Source organism: Streptomyces sp. NPDC031100 (assembly GCF_055570785.1).
Map to the genome: position 1 here is coordinate 423,105 of NZ_JBVIGN010000004.1, position 13,130 is coordinate 436,234.

At 70.0% G+C, this 13,130-nt stretch carries 12 protein-coding genes; 8 read left to right on the forward strand and 4 right to left on the reverse strand.

Annotation, left to right across the window (positions count from 1 at the left end; all coding sequences use genetic code 11):
- Positions 1 to 77 precede the first annotated feature (77 nt).
- Together ACZ5DS_RS13840 and ACZ5DS_RS13845 are read left to right on the forward strand one after the other, a co-directional pair.
- Complete coding sequence (locus ACZ5DS_RS13840; RefSeq protein WP_468237314.1) at positions 78 to 1,319, forward strand: MFS transporter; 1,242 nt, start codon at positions 78 to 80, stop codon at positions 1,317 to 1,319.
- Positions 1,320 to 1,330: 11 nt separating this feature from the next.
- Positions 1,331 to 1,840, forward strand: a complete 510-nt coding sequence (locus ACZ5DS_RS13845; protein WP_468237316.1) for a MarR family winged helix-turn-helix transcriptional regulator — start codon at positions 1,331 to 1,333, stop codon at positions 1,838 to 1,840.
- A 356-nt stretch (positions 1,841 to 2,196) separates the two neighbouring features.
- On the opposite strand, the gene ACZ5DS_RS13850 is transcribed toward ACZ5DS_RS13845, so the two are convergent.
- On the reverse strand, positions 2,197 to 2,538 hold the full coding sequence (locus ACZ5DS_RS13850) for a DUF3817 domain-containing protein (RefSeq protein ID WP_468237318.1): 342 nt from the start codon (positions 2,536 to 2,538) through the stop codon (positions 2,197 to 2,199).
- 124 nt (positions 2,539 to 2,662) lie between these two features.
- On the opposite strand from ACZ5DS_RS13850, the gene ACZ5DS_RS13855 reads away from it, so the two are divergent.
- Positions 2,663 to 4,363 (forward strand): acyl-CoA mutase large subunit family protein, encoded by a 1,701-nt coding sequence (locus ACZ5DS_RS13855; RefSeq protein ID WP_468237320.1) that lies wholly within the window; start codon positions 2,663 to 2,665, stop codon positions 4,361 to 4,363.
- 63 nt (positions 4,364 to 4,426) lie between these two features.
- Here ACZ5DS_RS13855 and ACZ5DS_RS13860 read toward each other — a convergent pair whose 3' ends face one another.
- A complete protein-coding gene (locus ACZ5DS_RS13860; RefSeq protein WP_468237322.1) occupies positions 4,427 to 5,560 on the reverse strand; it encodes a DUF3103 family protein in 1,134 nt (377 codons plus the stop codon).
- A 206-nt stretch (positions 5,561 to 5,766) separates the two neighbouring features.
- On the reverse strand, positions 5,767 to 6,402 hold the full coding sequence (locus tag ACZ5DS_RS13865) for a TetR/AcrR family transcriptional regulator (RefSeq protein ID WP_468237324.1): 636 nt from the start codon (positions 6,400 to 6,402) through the stop codon (positions 5,767 to 5,769).
- Between the two features lie 209 nt (positions 6,403 to 6,611).
- Here ACZ5DS_RS13865 and ACZ5DS_RS13870 point away from each other — a divergent pair, with 209 nt between their 5' ends.
- From ACZ5DS_RS13870 to ACZ5DS_RS13890, 5 genes are all read left to right on the forward strand, one after another.
- Positions 6,612 to 7,583, forward strand: a complete 972-nt coding sequence (locus tag ACZ5DS_RS13870; protein ID WP_468237326.1) for a tetratricopeptide repeat protein — start codon at positions 6,612 to 6,614, stop codon at positions 7,581 to 7,583.
- A 622-nt stretch (positions 7,584 to 8,205) separates the two neighbouring features.
- The gene (locus ACZ5DS_RS13875) at positions 8,206 to 8,841 is read left to right on the forward strand and encodes a DUF6230 family protein (protein WP_468237329.1); all 636 of its coding nucleotides are present in this window, start codon (positions 8,206 to 8,208) and stop codon (positions 8,839 to 8,841) included.
- A 127-nt stretch (positions 8,842 to 8,968) separates the two neighbouring features.
- Complete coding sequence (locus ACZ5DS_RS13880) at positions 8,969 to 9,526, forward strand: DUF6114 domain-containing protein (protein ID WP_468237331.1); 558 nt, start codon at positions 8,969 to 8,971, stop codon at positions 9,524 to 9,526.
- A complete protein-coding gene (locus tag ACZ5DS_RS13885) occupies positions 9,516 to 10,862 on the forward strand; it encodes a hypothetical protein (protein ID WP_468237333.1) in 1,347 nt (448 codons plus the stop codon). Before ACZ5DS_RS13880 ends, ACZ5DS_RS13885 begins: the two co-directional genes overlap by 11 nt.
- 195 nt (positions 10,863 to 11,057) lie before the next feature.
- Complete coding sequence (locus ACZ5DS_RS13890; protein WP_468237335.1) at positions 11,058 to 11,522, forward strand: hypothetical protein; 465 nt, start codon at positions 11,058 to 11,060, stop codon at positions 11,520 to 11,522.
- Between the two features lie 98 nt (positions 11,523 to 11,620).
- On the opposite strand, the gene pyk is transcribed toward ACZ5DS_RS13890, so the two are convergent.
- Positions 11,621 to 13,048, reverse strand: a complete 1,428-nt coding sequence (pyk, locus tag ACZ5DS_RS13895; RefSeq protein ID WP_468237338.1) for a pyruvate kinase — start codon at positions 13,046 to 13,048, stop codon at positions 11,621 to 11,623.
- Positions 13,049 to 13,130 lie beyond the last annotated feature (82 nt).

Below are 13,130 nucleotides of genomic sequence, written 5' to 3' on the forward strand. Positions count from 1 at the left end.
GAAGGCTCAGCGGTGGAACATTCGGCCTGAGCCGAAACTCTACGTCGACCGGTCCTGGCATGGGCACGCTGCGCGGCATGTCCGCACCGTCCGAGGCCACGGCGCCCCCGCGCGCCGGATACGGCCGCGTCCTCGCCGTACCCGAGTTCCGCGCCGTCTTCGCCGCCCACATCCTGTCCATGCTCGGCGTGATCGTCAGCGAGATCGCGCTGTCCGTCCTCGTCTACGACCTCACCCGCTCGCCCCTGATGAGCGCCCTCACCTTCGCGCTCGGTTTCCTGCCCTACGCCGTCGGCGGCACCCTGCTGGCCCCGGTCGCCGACCGCTTCCCGGCCCGGCGGGTGCTGGTGATCTGCGACCTGGTGTGCGCGGGCTGCGTGGCGCTGATGGTGGCCCCGGGCGCGGACGTCGGCGTCCTGCTCGCGCTGCGCTGCTGCCTCGCCGTCGTCGCCCCGGTGTTCGCCGGCACCCGGATGGCGACCCTCGCGGACGTCCTCGGCAGTGGCGAGCCGTTCGTCCTGGGCCGCTCCCTGCTGCGGATCGTCGCGCAGAGCGCGCTGCTCGTCGGATACGGCCTCGGGGGTCTGCTTCTCACGGTCGCCGGCCCGCGCCACGCGCTGCTGATCACCGTCGCCACCTTCCTCGCCTCGGCCGCCCTGCTGCGCCTCGGCACCCGCCGCCGCCCCGCCCGCGCCCGGCAGACGGAGGACCCGCTCCCCGGCGCCCGCCACCTCCTCGCCGACCGGCGCATCCGCGTGCTGCTCCTCCTCTTCTGGGTGCCGGCGACGTTCTCCGTCGTCCCCGAGGCACTGGCCGCGCCCTACGCCGACACGCTCGGGGCCGGTTCCGCAGGCCTCGGCCTGCTGATGTGTGCGCTGCCCGTCGGCACGGTGGCCGGCGAGCTGTACGCCGGGGCGCGGCTGGGTCCCGTGGCCCGGGAGCGGATCGCGCTGCCGCTGGTCTGCCTGACCCTGCTGCCGTACGTCGGCTACGCGCTGCACCCCGGCCTAGGGCTGTCCCTGCTGCTCCTGCTGCTGTCCGGGGCGGGATCGGCGTACACCCTGGGCCTGGACCAGTGGTTCGTCCGGGCGGTGCCCGAGGAGCTGCGCGGGCGGGCCATGACCGTGCTCAGCGCGGGGATGATGACGATCCAGGGCGTGGGCATGGCGCTGGCGGGGGTCGCGGCCCAGGTCAGCGGGGTGCGGGTGGCCGTCGTGGGGGCCGGCGTGCTCGGTGTGCTGTGCTGCGGCGGGCTCGCCCTGGCCTGCCGGGCGACCGAAAGCCGAGACAGGGCTGACCGGCATATGACCGACGGGTAGGGTCTGATGACGTGCCCAAGCCTCTCAGTCTTCCCTTCGACCCCATCGCCCGTGCCGACGAGCTCTGGAAGCAGCGCTGGGGAAACGTGCCCTCCATGGCCGCGATCACCTCGATCATGCGGGCGCAGCAGATCCTGCTGGCCGAGGTCGACGCGGTGGTCAAGCCGTACGGACTGACCTTCGCGCGCTACGAGGCGCTGGTGCTGCTCACCTTCTCCAAGGCCGGCGAGCTGCCGATGTCCAAGATCGGCGAGCGGCTGATGGTGCACCCCACCTCCGTGACGAACACCGTGGACCGGCTGGTGAAGTCCGGCCTGGTGGCCAAGCGCCCCAACCCCAACGACGGCCGCGGCACGCTCGCCGTCATCACCGACCGGGGCCGCGAGGTGGTCGACGCGGCCACACGCGACCTGATGGCGATGGACTTCGGGCTCGGGGTGTACGACGCCGAGGAGTGCGCGGAGATCTTCGCGATGCTCCGCCCGCTGCGGATCGCGGCGCACGACTTCGACGAGGATTAAGGCCGTCAGCCGGAGCGGGCGAATACCACTCGACGGTGATATTCAGCCCGCTGAGCTGCAGAAACGCTCAGTCATGCGGCCTCCGCCGGCATTCTTTCGAACGATCATCATCCGGGCGATCGGCGTCCGGTTCGTTCGATGGCATGCAGATACCAGCAACAGGACCTACAAAACCTCGCGCGGAGCGACGCATGCGGAGTGCAAGGGGGACCCGTTGCGGAAGGTCGGCGCGCAGACGTTGCCGCACTACGGCAAGGCATGCGCAAGGTTCTACGTGAACGGCAGGCTGCGTGCCGTGCAGTGTCACTACGTCACGAAGTGAAGGTCCGGCCTCCGTGGCCGCGCCCCCGGGCGGTTCAGGCCGCGGCAGGCTCGGGTTCGGCTTCCTTCGTGATGAGCGGTTCCACTTCCCGTGTCACTCGGCGTTCGACGAAGAAGGCGGCGGTCGGGATGGTGCCCGCAAGCAGCATCCAGATGAGGCGGCCCAGCGGCATCTTGGCCTTGTTGCCGAGATCGAAGGCGAAGATCAGGTAAAGCACGTACAGCCAGCCGTGAGCGATGCCGACGGCTGTGACGAAGCCGCCGAATCCGTCCAGGTGCAGCAGGCGCTTGCCGATCACGCCCACCGTCAGCACGATCAGGAGCACGGCGGTTACGTAGGCCATCACCCGATAGCGGGTCAAGACGCTCTTCTTCATGGCGTCGAGCGTAACCGGTGCCCCGCGGCCGTCTGCGCGCGCCTCCTGGCCTCCACCGCCGTACGGCACTCGTACGGCGGTTGCCCATCGACATTTACTAGGACGTCCAAGTAAATTCGATGGTATGGACGCTCACGCCATCGAGGAGGGCCGCCGACGCTGGCAGGCCCGATACGACGCCGCGCGCAAGCGCGACGCAGACTTCACCACGCTCTCCGGCGATCCCGTGGAGCCGCTGTACGGTCCCCGACCGGGGGATGTGTACGAGGGATTCGAGCGGATCGGCTGGCCCGGGGAGTACCCCTTCACGCGCGGGCTCCATCCGACCGGCTACCGCGGGCGCACCTGGACGATCCGCCAGTTCGCCGGGTTCGGCAATGCCGAGCAGACGAACGAGCGGTACAAGATGATCCTCGCGGCGGGCGGCGGAGGTCTGTCCGTCGCCTTCGACATGCCGACGCTCATGGGGCGCGACTCCGACGACCCCCGCTCGCTCGGCGAGGTCGGGCACTGCGGGGTGGCGATCGACTCGGCGGCCGACATGGAGGTCCTGTTCAAGGACATCCCGCTGGGTGACGTCACGACGTCGATGACGATCAGCGGACCGGCGGTCCCCGTCTTCTGCATGTATCTGGTGGCCGCCGAGCGCCAGGGCGTGGACCCGTCCGTCCTGAACGGCACGCTCCAGACCGACATCTTCAAGGAGTACATCGCCCAGAAGGAGTGGCTCTTCCAGCCGGAGCCCCATCTGCGCCTCATCGGCGACCTCATGGAGTACTGCGCGGCCGGCATCCCCGCCTACAAGCCGCTGTCCGTCTCCGGCTACCACATCCGCGAGGCCGGGGCCACGGCCGCGCAGGAGCTGGCGTACACGCTCGCGGACGGCTTCGGGTACGTCGAACTGGGCCTCTCGCGCGGGCTCGACGTGGACGTCTTCGCCCCCGGCCTCTCCTTCTTCTTCGACGCCCACGTCGACTTCTTCGAGGAGATCGCCAAGTTCCGGGCGGCCCGGCGCATCTGGGCGCGCTGGATGCGGGACGTGTACGGCGCGCAGACCGACAAGGCGCAGTGGCTGCGGTTCCACACGCAGACCGCCGGCGTCTCGCTGACCGCGCAGCAGCCGTACAACAACGTGGTGCGTACGGCCGTGGAGGCGCTGGCCGCCGTGCTCGGCGGCACCAACTCGCTGCACACCAACGCCCTGGACGAGACGCTGGCCCTGCCGAGCGAGCAGGCGGCGGAGATCGCGCTGCGCACGCAGCAGGTGCTCATGGAGGAGACCGGGGTCGCCAACGTGGCCGACCCGCTGGGCGGCTCCTGGTACGTCGAGCAGCTGACGGACCGGATCGAGGCGGACGCGGAGAAGATCTTCGAGCAGATCAAGGAGCGGGGCCTGAGAGCGCACCCGGACGGGCGGCACCCGATCGGGCCGATCACCTCCGGCATCCTGCGCGGGATCGAGGACGGCTGGTTCACCGGGGAGATCGCGGAGTCCGCGTTCCGGTACCAGCGGTCCCTGGAGAAGGGCGAGAAGCGGGTCGTGGGCGTCAACGTCGCCACCGGCTCGGTCACCGGGGACCTGGAGATCCTGCGGGTCAGCCATGAGGTGGAGCGGGAGCAGGTCCGCATCCTGCGCGAGCGGAAGGGCGCGCGCGACGAGGCCGCGGTGCGGGGCGCGCTCGACGGCATGCTCGCCGCCGCCCGGGACGGCTCCAACATGATCGAGCCGATGCTGGACGCCGTACGCGCGGAGGCGACCCTCGGCGAGATCTGCAACGTACTGCGGGATGAGTGGGGGGTGTACACCGAGCCCGCGGGCTTCTGACGGCGCACGCGAACGGGCCGGCGGCATCCTCCGCCGGCCCGTTCGCGTGCTGCCGCCCTGGTGTCAGAACTGCTGCACGAAGTACGGCTCCACGGTCATCCAGCCGTTGCCCCGGGCGCCGTGGCGGGTGCCGTTGTCGTTCTGGGCGAGGGTGTACCAGGAGTCGACGTAGTCCGGGTCGTCCGTCCACCAGTCGTTCGGGATGGCGTCCTGGACGGCGTTCACCAGCGGGATGTAGGTGCCCTGGTCGGTGACGGTGAGCAGGGCGGTGGCGATGGCCTTGGCCAGGTCGCGGTAGTTGGTGCTGCCGTCCTCCTCCATCATCACGGCATCGGCCAGGTTGTACTTGTAGTTCGACCAGTTGACCAGGATCTGGTTCGGCCGGTACACCGTGCCGTCGTTGTCGAGGTAGGGCATGTCGACCGGGTCGACGCGGACCTTGCCGTCCTGGCCGAAGCCGGTGACGAGGGTGTAGATCTCGGCGTCGCCCTTGATCCAGGGCTCCTCGTCGTCCGAGAGCTCCACCGCGGTGATCCTTGTGGTCCAGAAGCCCGCGGTGGCCGTACGGGTGCTCCGCGCGGCGGTGGGCGCGGGGGCCGCGGAGGCGACACCGTGCCGCTGCAGCTCCGCGCCGAGGACCGTCAGGCCGGCGGCCAGCGCCTTGGACCCGTCGACGTCGACGACGTACACCGGGTGCGCCGGTGCCGTGCGGGCGCCGAGGGTGTGCCTCCGGCCGTGGCTGTCGTAGGCGGTGACGGTGGTGGTGTCGTCGTCGGAGGCCGCCACGGCGACCCAGGGGATGGTGCCGGCGGTCAGTGCCGCGCGCATGGAGCCGTCCCCGAGGCGCAGCCGGAGCAGGGAACCGACCCGGCCGTCCAGGCCCTTGGCCGTGGCGATGCGGCGGTCGGCCGCGGCCAGGGCGGACTTCAGGGAGCCGTGGGCGAGGGTGGTGACGGGCACCTCGTGGGAGGCGAGGGCGGCCTTGCGGACGCGGGTGCGCCAGGCGCTGTCGGTGAGCGAGCCGGCGAGGGCGCGCGCGGCCTGGTCCTCGGCCGTGGCGACCGCGGACGCGGGAGCGGCGGAGCGGGGGGCCGCCGAGGCGGACGGGGCACCGAGCGTCTGCCCGGCGCTCAGGGCCACCAGGGCGGCCGCAAGGGCGGCGAGGGTGCCGTACCGGCGGGGATGACGGGGTCTCACGTGGATCGGTCCTCCTGGGCCAGTCGGGTCGCGCTGTCAGGTGGAGCGGATGCTGGGAGGCGGGTCTGGGTAGATCCGGGCGGATCCAGCGGATCTATGCGAGTAGACGCCGTGGCTGAATCATGGCCGTGACATGACAAGACGGCAAGGGTGTCGTCACCGGGACGGGTGAACATCCGGGAATGGGAAGCGGAGGAGGTCCCGCCCTATGACTCGGTTGACTCGGTCGGCGGTGCGGTCAGGCCGAGCAGCAGCACCCGGGTGAAGCTGTGCACCCACTCCTCGTCCGCCGGCTTCCCGCTCACCAGGGTGCGGTGGACGACCGCTCCGGCGACCATGTCGAAGATCAGGTCCACCGTGCGGGCGGCCTCCGCCTGGTCCGGCTCCGGCGGGAGTTCGCCGCGGCACTGGGCCCGGGTACGGCCCTCCAGGACCAGCCGCATCTGGCGGTCCACGATGGAGGCGCGGATGCGCTCGCGCAGCGCGTCGTCGCGGGTCGACTCCGCGACCACCGCCATCAGGCCGCTCTTGGCCTCCGGGCGGGCCAGGATCGCCGCGAACTGCAGGACCACGCCCTCGATGTCGGCGGCCAGGCTGCCGCGGTCGGGCAGCTCCAGCTCGTCGAAGAGTTCGGCGACCGCGTCGACCACCAGCTCGTGCTTGCCGGCCCACCGCCGGTACAGCGTCGTCTTTGCAACCCCGGCCCGTGTCGCCACGTCTCCCAGCGTGAGCTTGGACCAGCCCAGTTCCACCAGCGCCTCACGCGTGGCCGCCAGGATCGCGGCGTCCGCGGCGGCGCTGCGCGGGCGACCGGTGCGGCTGGCGTGGGTGCGGCTCTGCATCCCACGACCATAACCGGCCGTTTCTGTGAGGCCGTGAGGGAGATCACCGGGGTGTGGTGTCGCGGGGGCCCCTCATGGCATTACGCTACGGGTCGTAGCGAAAGCCCGTGAAAGACGTACACGGGCGACGATCACCGGCGTGGGGTGGGGACCCGGCGCCACCCACATCGCTTTTTCCTTCATGCGCGGGAACGGGGGAGGATAGACGCATGCAGCCACGGAACATGTCCATGAGCGGCGTCGTCGACCTCGCCGCGGTGAAGGCGGCCCAGGAGGCCAAGACCAAGGCCGAGCAGGCGCGCGCCGAAGCCGCCCGGCAGGGCGGGACGGGGGCCGTCTCTCCGGCCGATCTCGTCATCGACGTCGATGAAGCCGGTTTCGAGCGTGATGTCCTGCAGCGCTCCGCCGAAGTACCCGTCGTCATCGACTTCTGGGCCGAGTGGTGTCAGCCCTGCAAGCAGCTGAGCCCGGTCCTGGAGCGGCTGGCCGTCGAGTACAACGGGCGCTTCCTCCTCGCCAAGATCGACGTCGACGCCAACCAGATGCTGATGCAGCAGTTCGGGGTCCAGGGGATCCCGGCTGTGTTCGCCGTCGTCGCGGGACAGGCCCTCCCGCTCTTCCAGGGCGCCGCGGGCGAGGCGCAGATCCGCCAGACCCTGGACCAGCTGGTGCAGGTCGCCGAGCAGCGCTTCGGGCTGACCGGTCTCACCGTCGACCCGGACGCCGAGCCGGGCGGTGCCCCGGCGGCCGCGGCACCGGTGGGGCCGTACGACGCCACGCTGAACGCCGCCGCGCAGGCCCTGGACGCGGGCGACCTGGCCGGCGCCGTCCAGGCCTACAAGAACGTGCTGGCCGACGACCCGGGCCACCCCGAGGCGAAACTGGGCCTGGCCCAGGCCGAGTTGCTCCAGCGGGTGGAGGGCATGGACCCCCAGCAGGTGCGCAAGGAGGCGGCCGAGAAGCCGAAGGACGCCGCCGCGCAGATCGCGGCCGCCGACCTCGACCTCGTGGGCGGCCATGTCGAGGACGCCTTCGGGCGGCTCATCGAGACCGTGCAGCGCACGGCGGGTGACGACCGGGATGCGGTACGTCGCCGCCTGCTGGAGCTGTTCGAGGTCGTGGGCCCCGAGGACGCGCGGGTGGTCGGGGCACGCAGGGCGCTGGCCCGAGCCCTGTTCTGACCAGTCACTAAACGCCACGGCTTGTGATGCCGGGGTGAAAGATTCGCCGACAAGGCGTCAGGGCGGCCGCACTTTGCCAAATCTTGGTAATTGCGGCCGCTGTTACTCGCAGTAAATCGGGGCTGTTCTTCTGTCTGGTTTCATCCAGAAATAAATGCCTTTGCTCTGCCCCTGGATGCCACCCTGTGTCGCGCTCCGAGACCGGCGGGTCGTTGTTCGGTTATCCGGCCGTTACTAGCGAGTAACGAACCCCCTTGTGTCCGCGCCGAGAATGCACCACGATCGGCCACGCTCGGTCCGTTCCCGTACCCCGACAGCCGGTCGGGTCACGGGAGACTCTGGGTCCCCACCGAGCAGAGCCGGCGGCAGTGGCGCCGGCTCTAGGACAGGGGGGTCTTCGCCGGACCAGGCGAAGCCTGTCCAGAGGTTGTGCGTGATGCGTGTCAGGCGCGACCAGTGGTTGTCGCTCGGGGGTGATCGCCAGTGATTCGGGCGCGGTTCGCGCCTCCGAGTACGGGCGCTCTCCTTCCCGAGGACGTAGCACTTCTCCCATCCCTGCCCGGCTGAGCCGCCTACTGGGGCGAGTCCGGGCCAGGAGATGTACGTCCGAGAAGGAGGAAATATGGAGTCCCAGGTGCGTGGCGGGACCAGATGGAAGCGGTTCGCTGTGGTCATGGTGCCCAGCGTGGCCGCCACGGCGGCTGTCGGTGTGGCTCTCGCGCAGGGTGCGCTCGCGGCGTCGTTCAGTGTGTCGGGCCAGGAGTTCAAGGTCACCGCCTCGAAGCTCGTGGGCTATGACTTCGTCCAGTACGGCGCCGTCGATGTCGGCGCTGACATGAAGGGCAAGACCGAGGGCCACGCGGTCGCCGTGTCCGGGTTCAGCTCCGCGGACATCACGAACATGTGTCAGTCCGTGGTCACGCCGGACATCCCGCTGGTCGGCACCATAACCCTGAAGCTGACCGCCGGCGCCGACACGCCGGTGCACGCCGAGCACCTCTTCATCGATGTCAACGACCTCGACGCCAACGCCGAGTTCGACAACATCGACATCGGCGTCGCGGCCGGTTCGACGGGCCGTATGCACGCGGGGGACAAGGCGAACCCGAACGGCTTCGCCCAGAGGGCGGACAAGGCCGTGCTGACCGACGTGAGCCAGCACGCCTGGGCGACCACGGCGTCTACCTTCAAGCTCAGCGGTCTGCACATGGCGCTCTCGTCGGGCAACGACGAGTGCAAGGTCGTGCACGTGCACTGAGCACTCGGTGACGGGCGGGGGGCCGACGGACTCCCCGCCCGTTGCACCTTCACCCGCGTCTTCACAGACCGCCCACAACTCCGTCGCAGTACCACCCACCACAGCAAGCCGCACCAGGGAGCTTTCCATGAGCGCCGAGACTCCTGCCGCACCCGGCCAGTTCACCCGCCGGAGGTTGCAGTTCCGCGCCTGGCGGGGCGCCCGCCCGTTCTGGGCCGGCCTGATCGTCATGCTCGGCGGCTTTCCGATCATGTACTTCCCGTACTACCACATCAAGCTCGGTCATCTGTCGCTTGCGATGTCGACCACTGCGGGAGCCGGGTCCCTGATCATCGGCGTGCTGCTTGTCGTCCTGGGCGTCAGCCTCTGGTTCCAGAAGCACGTACGGGTCTTCGCGGGCGTCGCGTCGATCCTGCTGGGGCTGGTGTCCCTCCCTGTTGCCAACCTGGGCGGCTTCGTCGTCGGCTTCCTGCTCGCACTCGTCGGCGGTGCGATGGCCATCGCGTGGGCGCCGGGCGTGGCTCCGCAGCCGGAGCCGCCGGCTGAGGTCGCCCCGGGCGCGGGTGTCGCCCCCGAGGCCGCACCGCTGCCCGACCAGGCTGCCGCGGACGGGGTGAGCGAGTCGTACGACCTGTCAGGAACGAGCCCGGCCAACGAGGCGAACGGGAGGCACAGTGCCGGCTGACGAGGTGACCCACGGGACCGATGTGGACGGGTCCCGTGCGAGAACCGGGCCCCGCCATGCGGCCCCCAAGAAGCCGCTGTTCACCAGGTTCCACATGCCGGCAGGCAAGGCCATAGCGTCTGTGGCGATGCCGACGGCCGTCATCATGGGCATGGGCTTCACGTCGACGCTCGCCATCGCCGACAGCACGTCGACGTCCAACAGCCAGAAGGCCGCGGAGTACAAGGACTGCGTCAAGGCGCTGGAGGACGCGAAGAATCCCTCGGCCTCGCCGTCGCCGTCCGCGAGCGAGTCCACCGGCACGGCCACGCCGACCCCCTCGGCGTCCGCCGACGGCAAGGACACGTCCAAGGACTCCGGCACGACCCCGTCGTCGGATTCGGGTTCCGGCGACACGGCCGCCACGCCCAAGCCGACGGCGACCTCGGGATCGTCGGGTTCCTCGGGTTCCTCGGGTGGTTCCGGCTCGTCCGGCTCCGGCGGCGACACGGCCACGCCGACGCCCTCGGCGTCCCAGAGCAGCGGTGGCGGCCTGCTGGACACCATCGGCGACACGATCGGTGACATCCTCACCGGCGGCAAGAAGGACTCCGGCACGTCCGCGAGCCCGACGCCGTCCGCGTCCGCGTCGTCCTCGCCGGCCACGTCGTCCTCGTCCGGTTCCTCGGGCTCCTCCGACAAGGGCAGCGCCGCCGACACCGTCAAGGACACCGCGGACAAGGCCACCAAGACGGTCACGGACACGGTGAAGGACACCACCGGCACGGTCTCCAAGACGGCCGGGGACACCACCCAGGCGGCCGAGGAGGCGGCCCAGTCGGCCACGCCCAGCCCCTCCGCGAGCTCCACGACGTCGGCGGACGACTGCGCGAAGGCGACCGACGACGTCGGCGGTGTCGACAACAAGGTGCTGGTGGCGGACGACCCCTGGTACCTGAACGCCAGCTACCTGACGCTCAACGGTGCCGACTACCAGGGCATCGTCGAGGTGAAGACGGCGAGCGGCACCAAGAAGAAGGTGCTGAAGTACGTCATCTCCGGCGGGACCAAGATCGGTGACCTGCACCAGACGGTGAAGGACAAGCAGTCGGGCAAGACCTACCACGTCCAGGCGGCCAAGGGCTCGGAGTCGACCATCACCGACGGCGACACCGTGATGTACACCGAGAGCATCTCCGGCAACCTGCTCGGCCTGATCCCGGTGACGTTCAGCCCGGACAGCCCGCCCCCGCTCAACATCCCGTGGATCCACTTCACCAACGTGAAGGTGACCCAGGCGGCCCAGTTCGGCGGCACCCTGCACGTGCCCGGCATGCAGGTTTACACCACCGACTGACCTGCCTCACAAGCCCGTTCGGGAGCCGCAACACCCTGGCCCGGCCCTCCAGTTGTGGAGGGCCGGGCCACACTTTTGACGACCCTTTACCGCTTTCGCGCGCGGGCGCGAAGGTCTCGACGAACCTTTCCGGGAGCCCGCGAAGGACCGTGCCCCGCCGGGTCCACATCCGGCAACGCGGGCCAGGCTGGACAGATGATCGACTTCTTTTTCGAGCCGCGCGCTGACGACGAATCCTGGTCACGGGACTGGCGGCCGCAGGACCCGGACCTGACGGCCTCGGACTTCTGCCTGCGGTACTTCAAGGCCGACCTGCGGCTCGTCGTCCACGGCGTGGACCTCGGCGTGCGGCTGCTGGGAGAGCCCGTGGTCGACATCGCCTTGCTGCTGGACCACGCGGTGCGAGAGCTGGAGGCCCGTGGTGACGTCGCGGTCGAGGCCTCCCTCACCCAGCACGTCTACTCCTTCCGCCGCGAGGCGACGACCGTCACCCTCACGACGGAGTGGCCGCCGGCCACGGCCGAGCTGACCTGGGAGGAGCTGCGTGGGCTCGCCGAGCGGGCGAAGGCCGAGGCCGTACGGCTGATCACCGCCGCCCATCCGGAGCTGGGTGGCAACGCGTGGCTGCGGGAGACGGTGGGAGCGCCGCCGACCGGGTGAGGCCAGCGCCGCAGGGCCGACCGGCCCCCACGCGGACCGAGGGCGCCCCCTGCCACAGGGGGCGCCCTCGGTGTCGTACAAGGTCCTTGCGGGGAGCGTTACTTGCTCTCGCCGCCCAGGTGGTGGACGCGGACCATGTTGGTCGTGCCGGGGACCCCGGGAGGCGAGCCGGCGGTGATGACGACCGTGTCGCCGGGGTTGAAGCGGCCCAGGTTGGCCAGCTCCTGGTCGACCATGTCCACCATCTCGTCGGTGCTGTTGACGAAGGGGACGACGTGGGGCTCCACGCCCCAGCTGAGGGTCAGCTGGTTGCGGGTGCCCTCGTCGGTGGTGAAGGCGAGGATCGGCTGGGACGCGCGGTAGCGGGACAGGCGCCGGGCGGTGTCACCGGACTGGGTGAAGGCGATCAGGCCCCGGCCGCCGAGGAAGTCGGCGATCTCGCAGGCCGCGCGGGCGACCGAACCGCCCTGGGTGCGCGGCTTCTTGCCGGGGACCAGGGGCTGCAGGCCCTTGGAGAGGAGCTCCTGCTCGGCAGCGGCGACGATCTTCGACATCGTCTTGACCGTCTCGACCGGGTAGGCGCCCACCGAGGACTCCGCCGACAGCATGACCGCGTCCGCGCCGTCCAGGATCGCGTTGGCCACGTCGGAGGCCTCGGCGCGGGTCGGCCGGGAGTTGGTGATCATCGACTCCATCATCTGGGTCGCCACGATCACCGGCTTGGCATTGCGCCGGCACATCTCCACCAGGCGCTTCTGCACCATCGGGACCTTCTCCAGCGGGTACTCGACGGCGAGGTCACCGCGGGCCACCATGACGGCGTCGAACGCCGCGACGACTTCCTCCATGTTCTCGACCGCCTGCGGCTTCTCGACCTTGGCGATCACCGGGACCCGGCGGCCCTCCTCGTCCATCACGCGGTGGACGTCCTGCACGTCCTTGGCGTCGCGGACGAAGGACAGGGCGACCATGTCGCAGCCCATGCGGAGGGCGAAACGCAGGTCCTCGATGTCCTTCTCGGACAGCGCCGGGACGTTGACCGCCGCGCCGGGCAGGTTGATGCCCTTGTGGTCGGAGACGACACCGCCCTCGATGACGATCGTCTTCACCCGCGGGCCCTCGACGTCCAGGACCTTCAGCTCGACGTTGCCGTCGTTGATCAGGACCTGGTCGCCGCGCGAGACGTCGCCCGGCAGCCCCTTGTACGTCGTACCGCAGATCTGCTTGTCACCCGGTACGTCCTCGGTGGTGATGACGAACTCGTCACCGCGTTCGAGTTCGACCGGACCCTCGGCGAAGGTCTCCAGGCGGATCTTCGGGCCCTGGAGGTCGGCGAGGACACCGATGGCACGGCCGGTCTCCTTGGACGCGGCCCGGACGCGGTCGTACCGCGTCTGGTGCTCGGCGTGGGTGCCGTGGCTGAAGTTGAAACGGGCCACGTTCATGCCCGCCTCGATCATGGCGACGAGCATCTCGTGGGTGTCGACCGCGGGGCCGAGAGTACAGACGATTTTCGAACGGCGCATGGGGCGATCCTATCGGTTTGTTTCGCTGCGGAATATTCCGTCTGGCGGAAGATACAAATGGGCGGACCTGCGCTCAGGCGTG